The sequence below is a fragment of the Streptococcus mitis genome (assembly GCF_000722765.2).
GTDB classification, from domain to species: domain Bacteria; phylum Bacillota; class Bacilli; order Lactobacillales; family Streptococcaceae; genus Streptococcus; species Streptococcus mitis_AQ.
In genome coordinates, this window is sequence record NZ_CP028415.1 from 424665 (window position 1) to 447829 (window position 23165).

The 23165-nt window shown below is 40.7% G+C and carries 27 protein-coding genes, 1 pseudogene, 1 riboswitch and 2 other annotated features; of the genes and pseudogenes, 20 read left to right on the top strand and 8 right to left on the bottom strand.

The features are described 5' to 3' along the window. Positions 1-240: 240 nt before the first annotated feature. Positions 241-336: riboswitch (purine riboswitch) on the bottom strand. Between the two features lie 233 nt (positions 337-569). After that, positions 570-956, bottom strand: a complete 387-nt coding sequence (locus SK637_RS02370; RefSeq protein WP_033688224.1) for a bleomycin resistance protein — start codon at positions 954-956, stop codon at positions 570-572. 11 nt (positions 957-967) lie between these two features. Continuing rightward, a complete protein-coding gene (locus tag SK637_RS02375) occupies positions 968-1795 on the bottom strand; it encodes an exodeoxyribonuclease III (protein ID WP_000767453.1) in 828 nt (275 codons plus the stop codon). 219 nt (positions 1796-2014) lie between these two features. Here SK637_RS02375 and SK637_RS02380 point away from each other — a divergent pair, with 219 nt between their 5' ends. The 17 genes from SK637_RS02380 (at position 2015) to trpA (ending at position 17652) form a co-directional block, all read left to right on the top strand. Continuing rightward, positions 2015-2914, top strand: a complete 900-nt coding sequence (locus SK637_RS02380; protein ID WP_033688225.1) for a CPBP family intramembrane glutamic endopeptidase — start codon at positions 2015-2017, stop codon at positions 2912-2914. Further along, positions 2898-3185 carry an autorepressor SdpR family transcription factor gene (locus tag SK637_RS02385; RefSeq protein ID WP_000006510.1) on the top strand — a complete coding sequence of 96 codons (288 nt, stop codon included), beginning with the start codon at positions 2898-2900 and terminating at the stop codon, positions 3183-3185. Before SK637_RS02380 ends, SK637_RS02385 begins: the two co-directional genes overlap by 17 nt. Beyond that, positions 3166-3807: an SdpI family protein gene (locus tag SK637_RS02390; protein ID WP_080710456.1), complete on the top strand. Its 642-nt coding sequence runs from the start codon at positions 3166-3168 to the stop codon at positions 3805-3807. Before SK637_RS02385 ends, SK637_RS02390 begins: the two co-directional genes overlap by 20 nt. A 126-nt stretch (positions 3808-3933) precedes the next feature. After that, positions 3934-4389, top strand: a complete 456-nt coding sequence (locus SK637_RS02395; RefSeq protein ID WP_000675343.1) for a DUF3290 family protein — start codon at positions 3934-3936, stop codon at positions 4387-4389. Next, positions 4386-5021, top strand: coding sequence for a DUF421 domain-containing protein (locus SK637_RS02400; RefSeq protein ID WP_000174453.1), 636 nt, complete (start codon positions 4386-4388; stop codon positions 5019-5021). The genes SK637_RS02395 and SK637_RS02400 overlap by 4 nt, the downstream gene beginning before the upstream one ends. A 54-nt stretch (positions 5022-5075) precedes the next feature. Beyond that, complete coding sequence (locus SK637_RS02405; RefSeq protein ID WP_033688227.1) at positions 5076-6821, top strand: ABC transporter ATP-binding protein; 1746 nt, start codon at positions 5076-5078, stop codon at positions 6819-6821. Next, positions 6811-8553 (top strand): ABC transporter ATP-binding protein, encoded by a 1743-nt coding sequence (locus SK637_RS02410; RefSeq protein ID WP_033688228.1) that lies wholly within the window; start codon positions 6811-6813, stop codon positions 8551-8553. Before SK637_RS02405 ends, SK637_RS02410 begins: the two co-directional genes overlap by 11 nt. Positions 8554-8683: 130 nt before the next feature. Further along, the gene (locus SK637_RS02415; protein WP_000922212.1) at positions 8684-9376 is read left to right on the top strand and encodes a sugar transferase; all 693 of its coding nucleotides are present in this window, start codon (positions 8684-8686) and stop codon (positions 9374-9376) included. Between the two features lie 42 nt (positions 9377-9418). Beyond that, the gene (locus SK637_RS02420) at positions 9419-10648 is read left to right on the top strand and encodes a DegT/DnrJ/EryC1/StrS family aminotransferase (RefSeq protein WP_033688229.1); all 1230 of its coding nucleotides are present in this window, start codon (positions 9419-9421) and stop codon (positions 10646-10648) included. A gap of 40 nt (positions 10649-10688) precedes the next feature. Further along, positions 10689-10914, top strand: a binding site (T-box leader). A 53-nt stretch (positions 10915-10967) separates the two neighbouring features. Further along, a complete protein-coding gene (locus SK637_RS10225) occupies positions 10968-11102 on the top strand; it encodes a hypothetical protein (protein ID WP_272898308.1) in 135 nt (44 codons plus the stop codon). Beyond that, positions 11096-11321: a binding site (T-box leader), on the top strand. (Overlaps the previous gene by 7 nt.) Before the next feature lie 71 nt (positions 11322-11392). Beyond that, positions 11393-12754, top strand: coding sequence for an anthranilate synthase component I (trpE, locus tag SK637_RS02425; RefSeq protein ID WP_033688230.1), 1362 nt, complete (start codon positions 11393-11395; stop codon positions 12752-12754). Continuing rightward, positions 12751-13317: an aminodeoxychorismate/anthranilate synthase component II gene (locus tag SK637_RS02430; RefSeq protein WP_000601909.1), complete on the top strand. Its 567-nt coding sequence runs from the start codon at positions 12751-12753 to the stop codon at positions 13315-13317. The genes trpE and SK637_RS02430 overlap by 4 nt, the downstream gene beginning before the upstream one ends. Before the next feature lie 10 nt (positions 13318-13327). Continuing rightward, complete coding sequence (gene trpD, locus SK637_RS02435; protein ID WP_033688231.1) at positions 13328-14332, top strand: anthranilate phosphoribosyltransferase; 1005 nt, start codon at positions 13328-13330, stop codon at positions 14330-14332. Then, the gene (trpC, locus tag SK637_RS02440) at positions 14329-15096 is read left to right on the top strand and encodes an indole-3-glycerol phosphate synthase TrpC (protein WP_033688233.1); all 768 of its coding nucleotides are present in this window, start codon (positions 14329-14331) and stop codon (positions 15094-15096) included. Before trpD ends, trpC begins: the two co-directional genes overlap by 4 nt. Further along, entirely contained in the window at positions 15083-15682 is a 600-nt protein-coding gene (locus tag SK637_RS02445) for a phosphoribosylanthranilate isomerase (RefSeq protein WP_033688234.1), read from the top strand. The genes trpC and SK637_RS02445 overlap by 14 nt, the downstream gene beginning before the upstream one ends. After that, a complete protein-coding gene (gene trpB / locus SK637_RS02450) occupies positions 15660-16883 on the top strand; it encodes a tryptophan synthase subunit beta (protein WP_033688236.1) in 1224 nt (407 codons plus the stop codon). Before SK637_RS02445 ends, trpB begins: the two co-directional genes overlap by 23 nt. Further along, positions 16876-17652 carry a tryptophan synthase subunit alpha gene (trpA, locus tag SK637_RS02455; RefSeq protein ID WP_033688237.1) on the top strand — a complete coding sequence of 259 codons (777 nt, stop codon included), beginning with the start codon at positions 16876-16878 and terminating at the stop codon, positions 17650-17652. Before trpB ends, trpA begins: the two co-directional genes overlap by 8 nt. Here the strand turns inward: trpA and SK637_RS02460 are convergent. Beyond that, on the bottom strand, positions 17624-18229 hold the full coding sequence (locus SK637_RS02460; RefSeq protein ID WP_050489867.1) for a prepilin peptidase: 606 nt from the start codon (positions 18227-18229) through the stop codon (positions 17624-17626). The two genes, trpA and SK637_RS02460, sit on opposite strands and share 29 nt — an antisense overlap. Before the next feature lie 123 nt (positions 18230-18352). Between SK637_RS02460 and SK637_RS02465 the strand changes: the two genes are divergently transcribed. Together SK637_RS02465 and SK637_RS02470 are read left to right on the top strand one after the other, a co-directional pair. Then, entirely contained in the window at positions 18353-18808 is a 456-nt protein-coding gene (locus SK637_RS02465; RefSeq protein WP_033688239.1) for a GNAT family N-acetyltransferase, read from the top strand. Positions 18809-18841: 33 nt separating this feature from the next. Then, positions 18842-19120 (top strand): annotated as a pseudogene (locus SK637_RS02470) (transposase); the annotation flags it as partial. Positions 19121-19214: 94 nt separating this feature from the next. On the opposite strand, the gene SK637_RS02475 reads toward SK637_RS02470, so the two are convergent. The 5 genes from SK637_RS02475 to SK637_RS02495 all read right to left on the bottom strand — a co-directional run bounded on the left by SK637_RS02475 (position 19215) and on the right by SK637_RS02495 (position 21165). Beyond that, positions 19215-19418: a CsbD family protein gene (locus SK637_RS02475; RefSeq protein WP_033688241.1), complete on the bottom strand. Its 204-nt coding sequence runs from the start codon at positions 19416-19418 to the stop codon at positions 19215-19217. A gap of 30 nt (positions 19419-19448) precedes the next feature. Further along, positions 19449-20057 carry an Asp23/Gls24 family envelope stress response protein gene (locus SK637_RS02480; RefSeq protein ID WP_033688243.1) on the bottom strand — a complete coding sequence of 203 codons (609 nt, stop codon included), beginning with the start codon at positions 20055-20057 and terminating at the stop codon, positions 19449-19451. A 38-nt stretch (positions 20058-20095) separates the two neighbouring features. Further along, the gene (locus SK637_RS02485) at positions 20096-20266 is read right to left on the bottom strand and encodes a DUF2273 domain-containing protein (protein ID WP_000455065.1); all 171 of its coding nucleotides are present in this window, start codon (positions 20264-20266) and stop codon (positions 20096-20098) included. Between the two features lie 11 nt (positions 20267-20277). Further along, positions 20278-20850, bottom strand: a complete 573-nt coding sequence (gene amaP, locus SK637_RS02490) for an alkaline shock response membrane anchor protein AmaP (RefSeq protein WP_033688244.1) — start codon at positions 20848-20850, stop codon at positions 20278-20280. A gap of 78 nt (positions 20851-20928) precedes the next feature. Then, the gene (locus tag SK637_RS02495; protein WP_033688245.1) at positions 20929-21165 is read right to left on the bottom strand and encodes a GlsB/YeaQ/YmgE family stress response membrane protein; all 237 of its coding nucleotides are present in this window, start codon (positions 21163-21165) and stop codon (positions 20929-20931) included. 374 nt (positions 21166-21539) lie between these two features. Here SK637_RS02495 and SK637_RS02500 point away from each other — a divergent pair, with 374 nt between their 5' ends. Continuing rightward, complete coding sequence (locus SK637_RS02500) at positions 21540-23021, top strand: AcpB/EbpR/MafR family transcriptional regulator (protein ID WP_033688246.1); 1482 nt, start codon at positions 21540-21542, stop codon at positions 23019-23021. The last annotated feature ends 144 nt before the right edge of the window (positions 23022-23165 follow it).

A 23165-nucleotide genomic window follows, 5' to 3' on the forward strand; every position in this document is an offset into this window, starting at 1 on the left:
TTATCAAATATTTCCCGTTGTAGTGGTATCATAGACAATAATCTTGTTATTGTCTATGACGGGATTTTTGAGACTTTTGGCTCAAAAATTAGGGATGAAATTCCCTGAATTCCTGAAATTATTCACAGGATAATTTCACCTCCCGTCCGCACTAATTAAGGGAAATATTAAAAATATTCAAAAAGGACTTACTTAATCTCTAAGTAAGTCCCCAAAATAGGCGTGGCAAAAACGACCATACCTCCAAGCTAACTTACTTATTGTTAGGTGTTCCGGCACCTTGTAGAAACATCGTGCCAATTCACGACATAAACAAGTAAAACGATATTTAATTTTAAATAGGCTGGAGCCAATGTTTTTATTTTACACTAAATAACTTTAGAAATCAAATATTTTGTTAGTGTTTTGCTTTAAAAAGCGAACAAATATAATAAAAATGGGCAAAAAACAACTTATTGGCTAACATTTAGAAGGTTTTCCATCATAAAAGGGCATATTATCAAGATTTTTCAAGACTTGACAATATGCCTTTTTCTAACTTTAAAGACTTTTTCCCAATCGTTATTATTCTACTCGCTAAATCTTAAAAAATAGCCATCAGGATCCAAAATCGCAAATTCATGAGGGTAAATAAAGCTATCTCCCACTCGAAATTCTCTTTTTGTCAGGGGACGATGGATGGGATAGTCAGCTTCCAGCAGTTTTTGGTGGAGCTGAGGAACATCCTCAATGCCAAAGGAAATATTGACACCACGCCCGAAAGGATAAGTCAGCTGAGCTAATTCTTCTGCGTCGCCTTCTTCTAACATGAGTTGGCAGTCTTCAAGGGAGAGGAAGAGAAATTTCTCCTCGGGGCGTTCGTATTCGACAGAGAAGCCTAGCAAGTCGCAGTAGAAGTAGCGCGACTTTTCGATGTTGGATACCACAAATTCGGGGATGACAGCTTGATAGTCCATTAGCTTTCTCCTTAGAGTTCAATCTCCAAGACAATCGGTGTATGGTCTTGGCGAGCTCCTGAGTCGATCATATCGGACTTGGTCACCTTGTCAGCGATGCGGTTACTTGTGAGCCAGTAGTCGATTCTCCAGCCTGTATTGTTGATTTTAGAAGTCTTGCTGCGCTGTGCCCACCAAGTGTAGCGTTCCGGAACATCGCCGTGAATGTGGCGGAAGGTATCGGTAAATCCAGTTGCTAAAAGGTTGGTAAATCCAGCACGTTCCTCATCGGTAAATCCTGGTGAACGGCGGTTGCTAGCAGGATTTGCAAGGTCGATTTCATTGTGGGCAACGTTGTAATCACCTGTAGCAAGGACTGGTTTTTCTTTGTCTAGTTCAGCCAAGTACTCCGCATATTTGACATCCCAGACCTGGCGTTCTTCCAAGCGTTTGAGACCGTCGCCAGCGTTTGGTGTATAAACTTGGGTTACGAAAAATTCATCAAATTCTAGAGTGATGATACGGCCTTCCAGGTCCATGGTAGACGGGGCACCGATTTCTGGAAAAGTGACAGTGGGTGTGAGTTCTTTCTTATAAAGGAACATGGTTCCAGCATAGCCTTTACGGGCAGGCTCTTGGGAAGAGCGCCACGTGTTTTCGTAGCCTGGGAAGAGTTCTTCTAAAATTTCTAAGTGTTTCTTTGTAGGCCCCTTGGCAGAAAGCTTGGTTTCTTGGATAGCAATGATATCAGCATTTTCAGCGACCAAGGTTTGTAGGACTTCTTGGGACAATTTTGCACGAGCTGAGTCACTAGTTAGGGCAGCATTGAGGGAATCAATATTCCATGAGATAAGTTTCATAAAGTTACCTTTTTCATTCAGATTATAGATTTTATTATACCAAAAAAAGGTCTATTTCCCCAACGTATGGTTTGAAAAATCACTCTTTAGACTTTATCCTGAGAAAATAAAAATTCCCTAAACTATTTAGAAAAAAATCTAAATAGTTCTTGTGTTTAGAATAGAAAGGTGTATAATGTTATTTAGAAAAACATCTAAATAGAAAGTGGAGTTACATATATGTCAAATAAGAGAACAATCCTTCTTTTTGTTGTCTTGTCTTATGCCCTTGCTTGGATAGTATGGTTGACACTATGGCTAAGTGGTGTTGGTCTAAATTCTCCATGGAGTCAGCTTGCTAGTATTGTAGCCATGTGGATGCCTGCGCTTGCAGTCTTTATTTTGGGGAAAATCACGAATCAACCTAGTGGAATCAAATCTAAATTAGTCGTGAATCTCAAGAGCAACTGGCGCTTTTACTTACTAGCTATCTGGTTACCAGCAGTCATCAGTTTTTTAGGAGCGGGACTTTATTTTCTTGTATTTCCTAGCAATTTCAGCCTTGGTTTTGAATCTATTCAAGCCATCTTACAAGAAAAAGGTGTCTCTCAATCAACCATTCCCTTATCTTCTTTGGTCTTGATTCAAATCCTAGCTAGTTTGACCTACGCTCCTTTTCTTAATAGTTTCTTTGCATTGGGAGAGGAAATTGGTTGGCGTGGCTATCTTTACCCAGCTCTAAGAGGACGCTTTTCAAGAGTCCAGACTCATGTCTTGCTTGGTCTCATTTGGAGTCTTTGGCATCTACCAATCAATTTGCAAGGATATAATTATGGTCTTACTTATTTTGCTTATCCCGTTTTGGGAGTTGTTGCTATGTTTCTATTTTGTTTTAGCCTAGGAATATTGTTGAGCTGGTTGTTGGAAAAGACAGGTTCTATCTGGGCTTCTGCCCTATTTCATGGGGCAATCAATGCAACTGCAGGTCTTGGGTTACTCTTTCAATTACCAGGAGAAAAAGTTTCAAGCCTCTTGATTTTAGGCCCATCACCGACCGGAATGCTATCAGTTTTACCTTGCTTAGTCCTAGCCCTACTAATATTACAAAGGGAAAGGAGTCATTATGAGTTTTGCAAATAGTTTTAAAGCCTTATCTCATCCAGTTAGGAGAGAGATTTTAAATTTACTCAAAGCAGGTAGATTATCTGCAGGAGAAATTGCCAGTCAATTCGAGTTGACAAGTGCAACGATTTCACACCATCTCACGATTTTGAAAGCAGCGGATTTGATTCATGAAATGAAAGAAAAAAACTTTATTTATTATGAGTTAAACACATCGGTTTTAGAGGATATAATGGTTTGGTTAGCAGATCTGAAAGGAGATCATTTTGATGAAGATAAAAATCAATAAGAAATTGGTATTATTTACGAGCATTCTCATCCTACTACCTTCCCTTGTAGGTTCTGTTTTCTGGGATCAATTACCAGAGGAGATACCCACTCATTTTAATCTACTGGGTCAAGCGGATGGCTACAATCATAAAATGTCTGCTATCTTTGGATTACCGACTCTCATGCTTTTGATGCATTGGTTGCTTCTATTTATAATGATTAAGGATCCTAAATCTAGCAATATCAGTTCAAAAATACAACTTTTGATTTACTGGATTATTCCTTTTGTATCTTGTCTATTAATGATTTCTATCTTCGGAGAATCTTTGGGTTATTCCATGATGAGTGGGCTACTAGCTCAGATTTTTATGGGAGTCATGATGATCATAATTGGAAATTATCTACCAAAAACACACCGAAATTATATAATCGGTATTCGACTACCGTGGACCTTGGAGAATGATGAAAACTGGAGAAAAACGCATCGTCTAGCTGGAAAAATTTGGGTATTAGGAGGATTGTTATTGTTTCTAAATTCCTTTGTGCAACTATATGTTTACTGGGTATTCTTCTTGACACTTTTCTTTGTAGTGATAATTCCTAGTGTCTATTCCTATCAATTATCAAAATTAGAATCTTGAAACAGGTATTTGAGTCATTAGTTAGAGAAGTTGGTCTGATAAGTCTATTTCCCCAACGTATGGCTTGAAAAATCACTCTCTTTAGTTTATAATGAAGAATGATTTTATGAAAGGGAGTGAAAATAAATGAAATTTTACTCATATGACTATGTACTTAGCCAAATCAGTCAGCAAAATGGAATGATGATTGGCTTTGGGATTGTGCTCCTAGCTATCACAGGATTTTTTGCTTTTAAAGCCTATCGAGATAAAAAGGGGACTAAGTTTCGGGAATTGGTCATGATTTTGGCCTTGACCTTGGTGGCCATGCTTTTGGTGACAATCTCAAAATACCAGACCAATCAAGCCTCTAACAACCAATTTCAAACTTCCCTTCATTTCATAGAGGTTGTTTCCAAAGACTTGGGAGTGGATAAATCAGAAGTTTATGTCAATACTTCTGCAGCCACTGATGGAGCACTTATCAAGGTAGGTTCAAATTTCTATCGTGCCATGAACGGGAGCCAACCAGACAAGTATCTTTTAGAGAAATTAGAATTGCATCAAACAGACGCTATTGAATTGGTGGAGGTAAACAAATGACACTCAATTATATGGAAATTTTAATCAAACTGGCCTTGGGTCTTTTCTCTCTTGTTTTTGTTATTAATGTGACAGGAAAGGGGAATCTAGCACCTAACTCTGCTACAGACCAAATTCAGAACTATGTTCTTGGTGGTATCATCGGTGGGGTGATTTACAATAGTTCAATCAGCATTCTGCAGTACGCAGTGATTTTGATGATGTGGACGATTTTGGTCTTGACCCTCAAGTGGCTCAATAACAATGTTCGTTTTGTCAAACGCTTGATTGATGGAAAACCAACTCTCCTTATCAAAAATGGGCAGATTGACCCAGAAGCCTGTCGTTCAGTTGGTTTGTCTGCAGCAGAAGTTGCTCTCAAACTTCGTAGCCAAGGGATTTTCCAGATGAAACAGGTCAAACGCGCTGTGCAGGAGCAAAATGGCCAACTCATCGTGGTCCAAATAGGAGATGAAAATCCTAAGTATCCAGTTGTGACTGACGGTGTGATCCAAGTCGATGTCTTGGAAACGATTGGCCGTAGCGAAGAGTGGCTGCTTGATAATCTCAGCAAACAAGGACATGACAATGTAGCCAATATCTTTATCGCTGAGTATGACAAGGGTGCGGTCACAGTCGTAACCTATGAATAAGAAAAACCTGGGGTCTTGGCCTCAGGTTTCTATTTGCAATCAGAAAGGGATGTTATGTCCATTATTCAAAAACTTTGGTGGTTTTTCAAGTTAGAAAAACGCCGTTATTTAGTCGGGATTGTGGCTCTGGTCTTGGTTTCCGTCCTCAACCTCATTCCCCCAATGGTTATGGGGAGGGTCATTGATGCCATCACATCGGGGCAATTAACCCAGCAGGACCTCCTTCTTGCCCTATTTTATTTGTTGCTTGCGGCCTTTGGAATGTACTATTTGCGCTATGTTTGGCGGATGTATATCCTCGGGACTTCCTACCGTTTGGGACAGATTATGCGCTCTCGCTTATTTGAGCATTTCACAAAAATGTCTCCAGCTTTTTATCAAACTTATCGGACGGGGGACCTGATGGCACACGCAACCAATGATATCAATGCCTTAACTCGTCTCGCAGGAGGCGGTGTTATGTCTGCGGTGGATGCCTCTATCACGGCGCTGGTGACCTTGCTGACCATGCTTTTCAGCATCTCATGGCAGATGACCCTAGTTGCCATTCTGCCCCTGCCTTTCATGGCTTATGCGACCAGTCGTCTAGGGAGAAAGACCCACAAGGCCTTTGGCGAATCACAAGCTGCCTTTTCTGAACTCAATAACAAGGTGCAGGAGTCTGTATCAGGTATCAAAGTGACCAAGTCTTTCGGTTACCAGGCGGACGAGTTGAAGTCCTTTCAGGCAGTCAATGAATTGACCTTCCAGAAGAACCTGCAAACCATGAAATACGATAGTCTCTTTGACCCTATGGTTCTCTTGTTTGTTGGTTCCTCCTATGTTTTAACCCTTTTGGTCGGTTCCTTGATGGTTCAGGAGGGGCAGATTACGGTTGGAAATCTGGTTACCTTTATCAGCTACTTGGATATGCTGGTTTGGCCTCTTATGGCTATTGGTTTCCTCTTTAATATTACTCAGCGAGGGAAGGTGTCCTATCAGCGGATTGAGGATCTTTTGTCTCAGGAATCACCTGTACAAGACCCTGAGTTTCCTTTAGATGGAATTGAAAACGGGCGCTTGCAGTATGCCATTGATAGCTTTGCCTTTGAAAATGAGGAAACACTGACGGATGTTCACTTTCGTTTGGAAAAAGGGCAAACTCTGGGCTTGGTTGGGCAGACAGGTTCTGGAAAAACGTCCTTGATTAAACTCCTCTTGCGTGAATACGATGTGGATAAGGGAGCCATTTATCTAAACGGTCACGATATTCGTGACTATCGTCTGACAGACCTTCGCAGTCTCATGGGCTATGTCCCTCAGGACCAGTTTCTCTTTGCGACTTCGATTTTAGACAATATCCGCTTTGGTAATCCTAACTTGCCCCTCTCAGCGGTCGAGGAAGCGACGAAGCTAGCCCAAGTTTACCAAGATATTGTAGCCATGCCTCAAGGATTTGATACCTTGATTGGTGAAAAGGGAGTCAGTCTTTCTGGAGGTCAAAAGCAGCGTCTGGCCATGAGTCGGGCTATGATTTTAGACCCTGATATCTTGATTTTGGATGATTCTTTGTCGGCCGTGGATGCCAAGACAGAGTATGCGATTATCGACAACCTCAAGGAGACGCGAAAGGACAAGACAACCATTATTACGGCTCATCGCCTCAGTGCAGTTGTCCATGCAGATTTGATTTTAGTCCTGCAAAATGGGCAAATCATCGAACGAGGCAGACACGAAGACTTGCTAGCTTTGGATGGCTGGTATGCCCAAACCTACCAGTCTCAGCAGCTGGAAATGAAGGGAGAAGAAGATGCAGAATAAGAAAGAACAATGGACTGTATTGAAGCGCTTGATGTCTTATCTCAAACCTTATGGACTCCTTACCTTTTTGGCACTCAGTTTTCTACTAGCGACGACGATCATTAAAAGTGTCATTCCCCTTGTGGCCTCCCACTTTATCGACCAGTATCTCAGCAATCTCAACCAACTCGCTGTGACCGTTTTGCTGGCCTACTATGGCCTTTATATCCTACAAACTCTGGTCCAGTATGTCGGCAATCTTCTCTTTGCGCGCGTGTCTTACAGTATTGTTAGGGATATTCGTCGGGATGCCTTTGCCAATATGGAAAAGCTGGGCATGTCTTATTTTGACAAGACGCCAGCAGGCTCTATCGTCTCTCGTTTGACAAATGACACCGAGACTATCAGTGATATGTTTTCGGGGATTTTATCCAGCTTTATTTCAGCAGTTTTCATTTTTCTGACAACCCTTTATACCATGTTAGTGTTGGATTTCCGTTTGACTGCTTTAGTCTTGCTCTTTCTCCCCTTGATTTTCCTTTTGGTCAATCTCTATCGGAAAAAATCCGTCAAGATTATCGAAAAAACCAGAAGTCTCTTGTCAGATATTAATAGCAAGCTGGCTGAAAATATCGAAGGAATCAGGATTATCCAGGCCTTTAATCAAGAGAAGCGCCTACAGTCAGAGTTTGATGAAATCAACCAAGAACACTTGATCTACGCCAACCGTTCTGTAGCCTTGGATGCCCTCTTTTTGCGCCCTGCCATGAGTTTGCTGAAACTCCTAGGATATGCAGTTTTAATGGCCTATTTTGGCTATCGTGGACTTTATCTGGGAATAACAGCAGGAACCATGTATGCCTTTATCCAGTACATCAATCGTCTCTTTGATCCTCTGATTGAGGTAACTCAAAACTTTTCAACCCTTCAAACGTCTATGGTTTCTGCAGGTCGTGTTTTTGCCTTGATTGATGAGAGAACCTATGAGCCCCTTCAAGAAGATGGGCAGGCTAAAGTCAAAGAAGGCAATATTCGTTTTGAACATGTATGTTTCTCTTATGATGGAAAACATTCGATTCTGGATGACATTTCCTTTTCGGTTAACAAGGGTGAAACCATTGCCTTTGTGGGTCATACAGGTTCTGGGAAATCGTCTATTATCAATGTCCTCATGCGCTTTTATGAATTTCAATCAGGGCGAGTTCTCTTGGATGGTGTGGATATCAGGAACTACAGTCAGGAAGAGTTGAGAAAAAACATTGGTCTGGTCTTGCAGGATCCCTTCATCTATCATGGAACCATCAAGTCCAACATCGCCATGTACCAAGAGATCAGTGATGAGCAGGTAAAGGACGCAGCTACTTTTGTCGATGCAGATTCCTTTATTCAAGAACTTCCTCAGGGATATGATGCACCTGTTTCCGAGCGTGGTTCGAGTTTTTCAACTGGACAGCGTCAGCTTCTTGCTTTTGCTAGAACAGTCGCCAGTCAGCCTAAAATCCTGATTTTGGATGAAGCGACAGCCAATATTGACTCTGAAACAGAAAGTTTGGTTCAAGCTTCACTAGCTAAGATGCGACAGGGACGAACAACCATTGCCATCGCCCATCGTCTTTCTACCATCCAAGACGCCAACTGTATCTATGTTTTGGACAAGGGGCGCATTATCGAGAGTGGAACCCATGAGGAACTCTTGGCCTTGGGAGGAACCTATCACAAGATGTATAGCTTGCAGGCAGGGGCCATGTCTTAATACTCTTTGATTTTCATTGAGCATAAGAAGGAAATCCTTCAAATTACAGATTTCTTTCACCGCCTTTTCCATTTTGTGGTATAATGAAAAATGTTGACAAATAGTATAATAAAAACAAAGGAGAAACAGCATGCTGAAATGGGAAGACTTGCCCGTGGAAATGAAATCAAGCGAGGTTGAGTCTTACTACCAGCTTGTCTCTAAAAGGAAGGGTTCGCTGATTTTCAAGCGTTGTTTGGACTGGGTTTTGGCCTTGGTTGTACTGGTTCTGACCTCTCCCATCTTTCTGATTTTGAGCATTTGGATCAAGTTGGATAGCAAGGGGCCAGTGATTTACAAGCAAGAGCGCGTGACCCAGTACAATCGATCTTTCAAGATTTGGAAGTTCCGTACCATGGTGACGGATGCGGACAAAAAAGGCAGTCTGGTGACTTCTGCTAACGATAGCCGCATTACCAAGGTTGGCAATTTCATCCGCCGTGTCCGTTTGGATGAACTGCCTCAGTTGGTCAATGTCCTTAAAGGTGAGATGTCCTTTGTAGGGACGCGTCCTGAAGTGCCTCGTTACACAGAGCAGTATAGCCCTGAAATGATGGCGACCTTGCTTTTGCCAGCAGGAATTACCTCTCCAGCCAGCATCAACTACAAGGATGAGGACACTATCATCAGTCAAATGACGGAGAAAGGTCTGTCGGTTGACCAAGCCTATGTCGAACACGTCCTTCCTGAAAAGATGCGCTATAACCTCGCCTATCTCCGAGAGTTTAGTTTCCTTGGAGACATCAAAATCATGTTTCAAACCGTGTTTGAAGTGTTAAAATAAAGTAGTCATGAGAAAATGAGTACAAATAAAAGGAGCAAATAAATGCCAAATTACAATATTCCATTTTCACCACCCGATATTACAGAGGCAGAAATTGCTGAAGTAGCAGACACCCTTCGTTCTGGTTGGATCACAACAGGTCCTAAGACAAAAGAACTGGAGCGTCGCTTGTCTCAATACACACAGACGCCTAAGACTGTCTGCCTCAACTCTGCGACTGCCGCTCTGGAGTTGATTTTGCGCGTCTTGGAAGTGGGGCCTGGTGATGAAGTCATCGTTCCAGCCATGACCTATACAGCTTCATGTAGTGTCATCACGCACGTAGGAGCAACCCCTGTCATGGTGGATATCCAAGCAGATACGTTTGAAATGGACTATGACTTGCTTGAACAAGCTATCACTGAAAAGACTAAAGTGATTATTCCGGTTGAGCTTGCAGGGATTGTTTGCGACTACGACCGTTTGTTCCAAGTTGTGGAAAAGAAACGTGACCTCTTTACTGCGTCAAGCAAGTGGCAAAAAGCCTTTAACCGTATCGTGATTGTCTCTGATAGTGCCCATGCTTTGGGATCTACTTATAAAGGACAACCAGCTGGTTCTATCGCTGACTTTACTTCCTTCTCATTCCATGCGGTTAAGAACTTTACAACGGCAGAAGGTGGAAGTGCCACTTGGAAAGCCAATCCAGCGATTGATGACGAAGAGATGTACAAGGAATTCCAAATTCTTTCCCTTCACGGGCAAACTAAGGATGCCCTTGCCAAGATGCAACTGGGGTCATGGGAATACGATATCGTCACACCAGCCTACAAGTGCAACATGACCGATATCATGGCTTCACTTGGTTTGGTACAATTGGACCGCTATCCAAGTTTGTTGCAACGTCGTAAGGACATCGTGGACCGCTATGATCGTGGTTTTGCAGGTTCTCGCATCCATCCATTGGCACACAAGACTGATACTGTCGAATCTTCACGTCACCTCTACATCACCCATGTAGAAGAAGCGAGCTTAGAAGAACGCAACCTCATCATCCAAGAATTAGCTAAAGCAGGAATTGCAAGTAATGTACACTACAAACCACTTCCGCTCTTGACAGCCTATAAGAATCTTGGCTTTGATATGACGAACTATCCTAAGGCTTATGCCTTCTTTGAAAATGAAATTACGCTCCCTCTTCACACTAAATTAAGTGATGAAGAAGTGGACTATATCATTGAGACTTTCAAAACAGTTTCTGAAAAAGTGCTAACTTTATCAAAAAAATCGTAAAAAAGTCTTGACAAAGAAAAAACAAAGTATTAAAATAAGTTCAACAAATCAGAAAAGTAACTATTTTTAATCTTCAGGGAGCCTGTAGTGATTGTGAACAGGTGGTTGGAAGTAGTGAAAGTGGGCTGATTTTAAAAATGAATTTGAAACAATGAAAATTCGGTGTGCACACCTTACAGTGCAACTTGTTGTTAGACAAGGCAGAGATGTAAAGGGAAATAGTCCCTTTATAATTGAGGTGGCACCGCGTTACCAACGCCCTCACACGGAAGTATATTCTGTGTGTGGGCTTTTTTCGTAACATGATAGCGATAGAAAGTTGAAAGATTCCAACTGTCAAGGAAAGAAGCTAGTAAAAGTGTACCGAGATGAAAATCTTATCATCAATGTCTCTGGTCGTGGAGACAAGGACGTAGCTGCGATTGCAGACTACCTAGAAGCTAAAAAACAATAGATGGAAAAATTACAGTCTTTTCTCTCACAGAGAGCTTGTGGTTGCTGGAAACAAGCAGAGAAAGCTGTAAGGTTGGGTCCATCTGAAACGAGAGAAGAAAACATAATTCTCAAGGGAGTGCCCTTTATCGCACAACCTGTTACAGAATCTTTCTAAGACAGGAATGAGAGATAGGAGAAATCCTATAATTGAGGTGGCACCGCGAATTTCGTCCTCACGCAAGTTATTTTGCGTGGGGATTTTTCATACAGTCGCCACGAACTAGAAGTAGAACTGAAAGGGAAATTACAATGGAACGAATCATTCATGGAGATGTCTTATCACCAATCTTGGCTTATATGCGCCTAAAGGGGCAACACAAGGTTATCTTAGAGAGTATTCCGAGAGACAAGGAAACAGCTCGTTTTTCTATCTTAGCCTATAATCCTGTTTTTGAAATTAAGTTTGAAAATGGAATCCTCTATCAAAATGGAAAAGTGATTGATCGGGATCCCTTGGATTTCCTTTATCAAGTGACTCATAAGAGCCAGCATAATTCAGATCTCCCTTTTGGTGGTGGGGCAATTGGTTTTGTTAGTTACGATATGATTTCGCTTTATGAAAAAATTGGTCAAATTCCTCAAGATATCATTGGGACGCCAGACATGCATTTCTTCGTCTATGAGAGCTACATGGTCTTTGACCATAAGAAGGAAAAAATTCATGTTATCGAGGATGCTCTCTATAGTGAGCGTAGTCAAGAAGACTTGGAAAAAGCCTTGAACCAAGTGCTTGAGGAATTACGCATTCCTGATCCAAATGAATTTGAAGACTTGGATCTATCTCCGTTAGACTTCAAACCCCATATCGCTCCTCAGAAGTTTGAGGAAATGGTGGAAACAGCTCGTGACTTGATTCGTAATGGCGATATGTTCCAATGTGTACTCAGTCAGCGCTTCTCAGCAGAAGTTACTGGAAATCCATTTGACTTCTACAGAAATCTTCGCGTGACCAATCCATCTAATTACCTTTATTTCTATGACTTTGGTGATTATCAAATCATCGGTGCCAGTCCTGAAAGTTTGGTTTCTGTCAAAAATGGCATCGTAACAACCAATCCGATTGCAGGTACGCGACCAAGAGGAGCTACGGATGAAGAAGACAAGGCTTTGGCGACAGATCTGCTTTCGGATGAGAAGGAAACAGCAGAGCATCGGATGTTAGTAGACTTGGGTCGTAATGATATTGGTCGCATCTCTGAAACGGCCAGTGTCCAAGTCACCAAGTATATGGAAGTGGAGCTTTTCCGTTATGTCATGCATTTGACCAGTGTGGTCAAGGGGCGTTTGCTTCCAGAACTCACTGCCATGGATGCCTTGAAAGCAACACTTCCAGCTGGAACAGTGTCAGGAGCACCAAAGATTCGAGCCATGAGACGCATCTATGAACTGGAAACAGAAAAACGGGGCGTATATGCAGGAGCAATCGGCTACTTGTCTGCGACGGGTGATATGGATTTCGCCATTGCCATCCGAACGATGATTCTCAAAAATCAAACAGCTTATGTGCAGGCTGGGGCAGGGATTGTCTACGACTCCATCGCCCAAAACGAATACCAAGAAACCATTAACAAAGCTAAATCTATGACTAGAATTGGAGAACTAAGAACATGATTTTATTGATTGATAACTATGATTCTTTTACCTATAACTTGGCCCAATACATTGGGAATTTTGCAGAAGTGCAGGTCTTGAGAAATGATGATCCCAAGCTGTATGAAGAAGCTGAAAAAGCAGATGGTCTGGTCTTTTCTCCTGGTCCTGGTTGGCCAGTTGATGCTGGAAAGATGGAAGACATGATTCGTGACTTTGCTGGCAAGAAGCCAATTCTTGGGATTTGTTTGGGTCACCAAGCTATCGCAGAAGTCTTTGGCGGTAAGTTGGGCTTGGCTCCCAAAGTCATGCATGGGAAACAGAGCAATATCAGCTTTGAAGCGCCATCTGTTTTGTATCAAGGCATCGAGGATGGCCGTGCAGTCATGCGTTACCACAGTATTTTGATTGAAGAAATGCCAGAAGACTTTGAAGTGACAGCTCGCTCGACTGATGATCAAGCTATCATGGGAATTCAACATAAAAACCTACCGATTTATGGCTTCCAATACCATCCAGAGAGTATCGGAACGCCAGACGGCTTGTCTTCTATTCGGAATTTTATCGAGAAGGTTGTAAAGTGAGGAAACTAGGATGAAAGAGATTATTGAAAAACTAGCAAAATTTGAAAATTTATCAGGTGTGGAAATGACGGATGTCATAGAGCGCATCGTCACTGGGCGTGTAACGGAGGCGCAGATTGCTTCTCTCCTTTTGGCTCTTAAGATGAAGGGGGAAACACCTGAAGAGCGCACAGCCATTGCACAAGTCATGAGAGGCCATGCTCAACACATTCCAACTGAAATCCATGATGCCATGGACAACTGTGGTACAGGTGGGGATAAGTCCTTCAGCTTTAACATCTCTACAACTGCAGCCTTCGTCTTGGCTGGTGGCGGAGTTCATATGGCCAAGCATGGTAACCGTTCGATTTCTTCTAAATCTGGCTCTGCAGATGTTCTCGAAGCCTTGGGTATCAATCTTGATCTCAAACCAGCTGAACTAGGTAAGGTTTTTGATAAAACTGGAATCGTCTTTCTCTTTGCTAAAAATATGCACCCAGCCATGAAATACATCATGCCAGCTCGTTTGGAATTGGGAATTCCAACGATTATGAACTTGACTGGTCCACTGATTCACCCAATGGCCTTGGAAACACAGCTTCTTGGAATTAGTCGTCCAGAACTTCTAGAAAGTACAGCTCAGGTTTTGAAAAATATGGGTCGCAAACGTGCTATCGTGGTTGCTGGGCCAGAAGGACTGGATGAAGCTGGCTTGAATGGAACAACCAAGATTGCTCTTCTGGAAAATGGCGAAATCACCTTGTCAAGCTTTACTCCAGAGGATTTGGGAATGGAACGCTACGCTATCGAAGATATCCGTGGTGGCAATGCTCAGGAAAATGCAGAAATTTTGCTCAGCGTTCTTAAAAATGAACCAAGTCCATTCTTGGAAACGACAGTTTTAAATGCTGGTCTTGGTTTCTATGCTAATGGTAAGGTTGATAGCATCAAGGATGGAGTTGCCTTAGCTCGTCAAGTGATTGCTAGTGGCAAGGCCCTTGAAAAACTCAGACTGTTACAGGAGTACCAAAAATGAGTCAGGAATTTTTAGCACGAATTTTGGAGCAGAAGGCGCGTGAGGTTGAGCAGATGGAGCTGGAGCAAATCCAGCCTCTGCGCCAGACCTATCGCTTGGCTGACTATCTAAAACAACACCAAGACCGTTTACAGGTAATCGCTGAGGTCAAGAAAGCTAGTCCTAGTTTGGGAGATATCAATCTAGATGTGGATATTGTGCAACAGGCCCAGACTTATGAAGAAAACGGAGCAGTGATGATTTCTGTTCTGACAGATGAAGTTTTCTTTAAAGGGCATTTGGATTATCTGCGGGATATTTCCAGTCAGGTACAGATTCCGACGCTTAACAAGGACTTTATTATCGATGAAAAACAAATCATCCGAGCTCGCAATGCAGGTGCAACAGTTATCTTGCTCATCGTGGCAGCCTTGTCCGAAGAACGCCTCAAGGAACTTTTTGACTATGCGACAGAGCTTGGTCTGGAAGTTTTAGTGGAAACTCACAATTTAGCTGAACTAGAGGTAGCTCACCGCCTTGGTGCTCAAATTATCGGGGTCAATAACCGCAACTTGACCACCTTTGAAGTCGACTTGCAGACCAGTGTAGACTTGGCTCAGCACTTTGAAGAAGGGCGCTATTACATTTCTGAATCTGCTATTTTCACAGGGCAGGATGCGGAACGAGTAGCACCATACTTTAACGGAATTTTAGTAGGGACAGCTCTCATGCAGGCAGAAGATGTAGCCCAGAGAATCAAGGAGTTGCAGATTGACAAAGGTTAAAATTTGCGGATTATCTACTAAAGAAGCGGTGGAAACAGCCGTTTCAGAAGGAGCCGACTACATCGGTTTTGTCTTTGCACCTAGTAAAAGACAGGTGACCTTGGATCAGGCTGCTGAGCTGGCAAAACTTATTCCTGCAGATGTGAAAAAGGTTGGTGTATTTGTTTCACCAAGTCGGGAAGAACTGCTAGAAGTGATTGAAAAAGTTGGTTTGGACTTGGTTCAAGTTCACCGTCAGGTGGCAGATGATTTATTTGAGAATTTGCCTTGTGCCAGTATTCAGGCTGTGCAGGTGGATGGAGAGGGACATGTCCCCAATTCTCAGGCAGACTATCTACTCTTTGATGCCCCTGTGGCTGGGAGTGGCCAGACCTTTGACTGGGCTCAACTGGATACGATTGGACTAACTCAGCCTTTCTTTATCGCAGGTGGGCTTAATGAAGACAATGTAGTAAAAGCAATTCAACACTTTACTCCCTATGCAGTAGATGTATCGAGCGGAGTGGAGACAGATGGACAAAAAGATCATGAAAAGATTAGAAGATTTATAGAGAGGGTAAAGAATGGCATATCAAGAACCAAATAAAGATGGATTTTACGGAAAATTCGGTGGACGTTTCGTCCCAGAAACATTGATGACAGCAGTTTTGGAGTTGGAAAAGGCCTACCGTGAAAGTCAGGCAGATCCAAGTTTCCAAGAGGAATTAAACCAGCTCTTACGCCAGTATGTGGGGCGTGAAACTCCTCTTTACTATGCAAAAAATTTGACTCAGCATATTGGCGGAGCCAAGATTTATCTCAAACGTGAAGACCTTAACCATACAGGGGCCCACAAGATTAACAATGCCTTAGGACAAGTTTTGCTTGCCAAACGCATGGGTAAAAAGAAAATTATCGCAGAAACGGGTGCTGGCCAGCACGGTGTGGCAACTGCAACTGCTGCAGCCCTCTTTAACATGGAATGTACTATCTATATGGGTGAGGAAGATGTCAAACGCCAAGCCCTCAATGTGTTCCGTATGGAGCTTTTGGGAGCTAAGGTTGAGGCAGTGACAGATGGTTCACGCGTGCTCAAGGATGCGGTCAATGCAGCCCTTCGTTCATGGGTAGCAAATATCGATGATACCCACTATATCCTTGGTTCTGCCTTGGGACCTCATCCATTCCCAGAAATTGTTCGTGATTTCCAAAGTGTCATTGGTCGAGAAGCTAAACAACAGTATCGCGATATGACAGGTCAAGATCTGCCAGATGCCCTAGTAGCCTGTGTTGGTGGTGGTTCTAATGCTATAGGGCTCTTCCATCCCTTTGTAGAAGATGAGTCTGTAGCTATGTATGGGGCTGAAGCAGCAGGACTTGGTGTGGATACAGAGCATCACGCAGCGACTTTGACTAAGGGTCGTCCGGGTGTCCTTCACGGTTCCCTCATGGATGTGCTCCAAGATGCCCATGGTCAAATTCTTGAAGCCTTCTCTATCTCAGCAGGTTTGGACTATCCTGGTATCGGTCCAGAACATTCTCACTATCACGATATCAAACGTGCCAGCTATGTTCCTGTGACAGACGAGGAAGCCTTGGAAGGATTCCAACTCTTGTCTCGTGTGGAAGGGATTATCCCAGCCTTGGAATCTAGCCATGCTATCGCCTTTGCGGTGAAATTGGCCAAAGAACTTGGACCAGACAAAGCCATGATAGTCTGTCTATCAGGTCGTGGGGACAAGGATGTGGTTCAAGTCAAAGACCGCTTGGAAGCAGATGCAGCAAAGAAGGGAGAAGCTCATGCCTAAGACACTAACAGAAAAATTAAATGCTATTAAAGCAGCTGGAAAAGGAATTTTCGTTCCCTATATCATGGCTGGTGACCACGAGAAAGGTTTGGATGGTCTAGCTGAAACAATCCATTTTTTAGAAGATTTGGGTGTTTCAGCTATTGAATTGGGCATTCCCTTTTCAGATCCTGTCGCAGATGGACCTGTTATCGAAGAAGCTGGCTTGCGCAGTTTAGCCCACGGGACCTCTACCCAGTCTTTGGTTGAAACCTTGAAAACTATTCAAACAGAGGTTCCGCTGGTCATCATGACCTACTTCAACCCCCTCTTTCAGTACGGTGTGGAGAACTTTGTCAAAGATTTGGCTGATACAGCGGTTAAGGGTTTGATTATTCCTGACCTGCCTCATGAGCATGCCAACTTTGTAGAACCATTTTTGGCAGATACAGACATTGCTTTGATTCCTCTAGTTAGTTTGACGACAGGAATTGAGCGTCAGAAAGAGTTGATTGATGGGGCGGAGGGATTCGTCTATGCCGTTGCCATCAATGGGGTGACAGGAAAATCAGGCAATTACCGTGCAGACTTGGACAAGCACTTGGCACAATTGCATCAAGTGGCTGATATCCCAGTCTTGACAGGTTTTGGCGTATCTAGTCAAGCCGATGTAGAACGCTTTAATGCGGTATCAGATGGTGTTATCGTTGGTTCAAAAATCGTAAAAGCTCTCCATGAAGGAGAGCCGATTGAGGACTTTATCAAACAAGCAGTAGCTTACCAAAAATAATCACACAAGCAGCGAGTAAGAGGAAAGGCACGAAAGGAAGTCTTTCCTTTTTCTTTTGCAGGAGAAAGGCTAGAATTCCTGTTGCAGAAGCAAACTGAATCAAGATCAACAACTCTGTCGCACTAAAGATAAGAGAACAAGAAGCTAAAAAGAGAAAATCCCCTGCGCCCATGCGGATATCAATAAAATGAGCCAAAATTCCAAGGACAAGGAAGAAGACCATGACTAGATTCCAACCGGAGCCGGCCATTAGGATTAGGTGGAAAGTCATCCAGACCAGTAAGGGATATTCCTGATGGCGAAAGTCGTAGATGCCCAAGGTCAAACCAGCAGTGATTAGGATGACTTGACTCAAGGAAAGTAATTCCCAAAAGTAAAGCAGAAATATGAGTCCTAAGCTTAGTTCAAAAAGGGCATACCAGACAGGATAAGGAGCCTTGCAGTAGCGACAGCGAAAGCGATTGAGCACCTGTGAGAGAATCGGAATCAAATCTAAGGGACGCAAGGGAGTCTGACAGGAATCGCAGTGACTAGCTGGACTGATAATGGATTGCTCTGGAAAACGGTCAATGACCAAACCAAGAAAGGAAGCGAGAATGCTCCCGACAAGAAAAAATAAAAATCAATCATACTTATCTATTCGTAAAAAATAGGAGAAGTAGTATAATGGAGAAACATAGATAAGATGGTGAGGAAATAGATGACAATTCATTTTGAAGAAAATGTGAGCGCAGAAAATGCTCAGCTCGTATGCCAATGGTCCAACTCCCTTGGCAAATCATTTCAAGAACAATGGATGGGAACAATGATTCCTTTTCCCTTGACAATTCAAGTCTTGCAAGAGTTGGAAGGAATCTCTTCAATCTTTGAAGGACAAGAGTTTGTCGGGCTTATCCAGAAAATCAGGCTAGAAGACAGTAATCTTCATATTGGAAGATTTTTTATCAACCCCCAGAAACAGGGGCAAGGCTTAGGTAGCCAGGCTTTAAGGAAATTTGTTAGTTTGACCTTTGAAAATGAAGACATAGATACTATTTCTCTAAATGTCTACGAGGCAAATCAAAGAGCTCAGAATCTTTACCAAAAAGAAGGATTTGAAATCGTTCAAATGGTTGAAGCACCTGAAAGGAAATATATTATGAAAAAGAGGAGATAGAAAGTAAAAATACTTGAAATCAATCTTGACTGCGATGATGAACCTGAATCAGCCCCTCAAAAGGGACTGTATATGAATGAACGTTACCAGTGTTTAAAAACTAAAGAATATCAGGCACTTTTATCTTCCAAGGGTAGACAAATTTTCGCTAAACGTAAGATTGATATGAAATCTGTCTTTGGGCAGATAAAGGTTTGTTTGGGTTATAAGAGATGTCATCTGAGAGGTAAGTGTAAAGTAAGAATTGACATGGGATTCGTACTCACGGTCAACAACCTGCTGAAATATAATAAGAGAAAGAGGCGAAATTAAAAAGCTAGAGTTCCGCAATTGGAAATCTCTAGCTTTTTGTTTTCTGAGAATCATCTTGACTAATGTTACTAAAAAGATAAAGTAACTTTTAGCCTTATTTATTGTCGCCACTCAACATGTTTTTAACACCTTCGATAGCGCCTTCTACAGCGTCTTTGGCATCTTCAGCAACTTCTTTTACTTTAGAAACAACTTTTTCTGCTGTTCCTTCTTTTTCTAATTTTTCATCACCGATGGCTTTCCCAACACCTTCTTTAATAGAACCTTTAGCTTGATTTAATTTTTCTTCTACTGACATGATAATTTCTCCTGTTATATTTATTTTATCTTAGTTTACACGAGTGTTTTCGTGAGATACTACACCAGTTGCTGCACCTTTAACAGCTTCTACACCTTCGCTAACTTTTTCTTGAACAGTTGAGAAACCAGATCCAAGACTAGATTTAGCTTTTTCGAATTGTTCTGAAGCGAATTCTCCTGTTGATTCAGCAACGTCAGATACGCGATCTTGAAGGCTTACTGAATCTGCTTTATGTTGTTCTTTAGTTTTGATGTCGACAACGTTTACGTTGATTTCAACAACTTCCAAGTCAGTCATTTTAGCAACTTCTGAAGATACGATTTCTCTGATTTCTGAATATAAAGCTGGAACATTTTTTTGGTACTCAACAATAACGTTTAAGTCAACTGCAACTTGTGTTTTACCAACTTCTACGTTAACACCACTTGTTACGTCATCACTGTTAACGATTTTTTCTTTAAGATTTGAGAAGAAACCACCGTCGATTCCCAAAAGACCTGAAACGTTTTCTAGTGACAGACCAATGATTTTTTGGATAACTTTATCTTCGTAAGTAAGTTCCCCTTTGATTTCGTGAGCTACAACAGTAGCATCTTTCTTTTCTACGTTAGTGTTTGTGTTTTTTTCGTTTGACATATGAAACTCCTTTAATTAAATTAGTAATTTTTATTTTTTTATTTATCTATATAGTTTTTTTCGATATAGAATCCAGCTGCAACTCCCAGTGCTCCTAAAATCAATACAAATATTGTTTTGAAGAAGCCAAAGGAGACAATCAAACAAGCGAGAAATACGCCTATGAGACCAGCGATAATTGGATATCGATATTGTTTAAGCCATTCCATTTTTTACTTCCTTACTTCACACGACTAACAGTCTTTTTGTTTTGGGGTTTTGGTTTAGGCTGGTAGTCTTTTACTAGAACTTCTAGTTTAACCTGACGCTCAATACCAAAAAACTGCTTCAATCCATTAGTTATTTCACTTTGAATTATTTGGCATCTGTCAGCGATGTTGTCCGAAGGAAGAATTTTACCTTCTACATGAACGAAACATTTATTTTTTCGTAAATTTACATGAACAGTTGGGTTCTTGATCAATCCATGATCACTCACCAAACTTCTAACAAAACCTTCAATTGCCGAATTCTTTAATTTTAATGTATCGTTTTTAGTTTCAAGTTGAATTTCCAAATAACGTTTAGGATAAAACAACACAACTAACATCGATAACAAAACTAAAGTTGATAGAGCCACTATCCCCCAGAATATATATCTAGAGAGATAAAATTCAACGAAATGATTCTGTCTCCAGCTAAATAGCTGAATGCCTAGATCACTAACTTGATGATAATCTATCAAAACAGGAAGGAAAATTGTCAAGATTAAAATACAGAAAATAATGAAACATATTTTCTTTGCTTTTGACATATACAATCCTTTCGATTTAACATTTAAACTATTTTTTACCCGTCTAATCTATTTAAAAATAGTTTATTCTACAAGTAATTATTTTTTACCTGTAAAGAATGATACTACAGTAACAACAATTGCTGCTCCTGCAATAGATGGGATCAAAGCCATTCCAGCGATGGATGGGCCCCAACTACCTAAAAGGGATTGTCCTACAGATGACCCGATTAAACCAGCGAATACATTTGCGACGATTCCCATAGAACTACCTTTTTTAGTGATTCTACCTGCTACAAGTCCAATCAGACCTCCAGCAATGATTGACCACAACATTGCTTACCCTCCTTTTTTATTTTAATATCAAAAAATAAATCAATTTCTTTGATTATTTCTATTATATAATTTTAATACAAAAAATCAATTATTTTGATTGTTATATAATTTTAATATCAAAAAATCAAATTCTTTGATTGTTGCTATTATATAATTTTTAAAATTAAAAATATACTCTTTCGACTTGAATTTGATTCTGTATTCACGCCCTCAATAGACGGTAAAATAAGAAAATTGTTTATATATTGCTCCCGTAGTGTTATTATACGAAATAAAGGATCTTAGTAAAAGTCGTTACAGCATGTTCTACCTATTCTTTGTGGTATAATTGCAAGAGGTTTAATCCGATAATTTATAAAGAGAGAAAGACATTCATGAGAGATTTATTATCTAAAAAAAGTCATAGGCAATTAGAATTATTAGAATTATTATTTGAACATAAACGTTGGTTTCATCGTTCTGAACTAGCAGAGTTACTAAATTGTACAGAACGTGCAGTCAAAGATGATCTATCCCATGTTAAATCTGCTTTTCCTGACTTGATTTTTCATTCTTCTACTAATGGTATACGCATTATTAATACCGATGATAGTGATATTGAAATGGTTTACCATCATTTCTTTAAGCGTTCAACTCATTTTTCGATTTTAGAATTTATCTTCTTTAATGAAGGTTGTCAAGCTGAGAGTATTTGTAAAGAATTTTATATCAGTTTCTCCTCTCTTTACCGTATCATCAGTCATATTAATAAAATTATTAAGAAACAATATCGTTTTGAAATCAGCCTTAATCCAGTTCGAATCACAGGAAATGAGATTGATATCCGTTATTTTTTTGCTCAGTATTTTTCAGAGAAATATTATTTCCTTGAATGGCCTTTTGAAGATTTTTCAGTAGAACCTTTGTGTAAGCTGTTAGCACTAGTCTATAAAGAAACAGCATTTCCTGTCAATTTCGCAACTCAAAGAATGCTAAAGTTGCTCCTCGTTACGAATTTATATCGAATAAAGTTTAGTCATTTCTTGGAAGTTGAGAAAAATTCTTTTAACAATCAATTGTTAGAATCTTTCATGCAGGCAGAAGGAATCGAAGACATTGTAGCGAGCTTTGATTCTGAATATCACATCTTTCTGAATAAAGAAGTGATAGGTCAACTGTTTGTATCCTATTTTCAAAAAATGTTTTTCATAGACGAAGAAGTATTTCTGAACTATGCCAAAACAGACAGTTATGTAAAAAAATCATATCGATTATTGGGAGAGTTAGTTGATCAGGTATCAAGAGAGTATAATCTTCAAATAGACAATAAGGACAATCTAATCTGGCATCTACATAATACGGCACATCTGCATCGTCAGGAATTATCTACAGAGTTTATCCTTTTTGATCAAAAAGGCAATACAATCAAGAACTTTCAAAATATTTTTCCTCGATTTGTTTCGGAGGTGAAGGAAGGAATTGAACATTATCTAGAGGCTTTGGATATGGATTGTAATTCGATGAAAGTCAATCATTTATCCTATACTTTTATCACCCATAGCAAACACTTAGTTCTAAATCTTTTACAAAATCAACCCAAATTAAAGGTTTTAGTCATGAGCAATTTTGATCAGTATCATGCAAAATCAGTAGCAGAAACACTTTCTTATTATTGCAGCAACAATTTTGAACTGGAAGTTTGGAGTGAATTAGAGTTATCACTTGAGTCTCTAAAAGATTCACCTTACGATATCATTATTTCTAATTTTATTATTCCTCCTATTGAAAATAAGAGACTGATCTATTCCAATAATGTCAATACAGTCGCTCTCATCTCTTTGCTTAACGCAATGATGTTTATTCGATTAGATGAGTAACCTAAAATAAAAATGCTATTTCTCGTTTTGAACTGTACCTCAAAAGTTAGATAGAAAAAATCTAATTTTTGGGGTGTTTTTGTTAAGAAAAGACCTTCAATCATTTAAGCAAAATGTACATCTAGATTCATAGTCCTCTAAAAC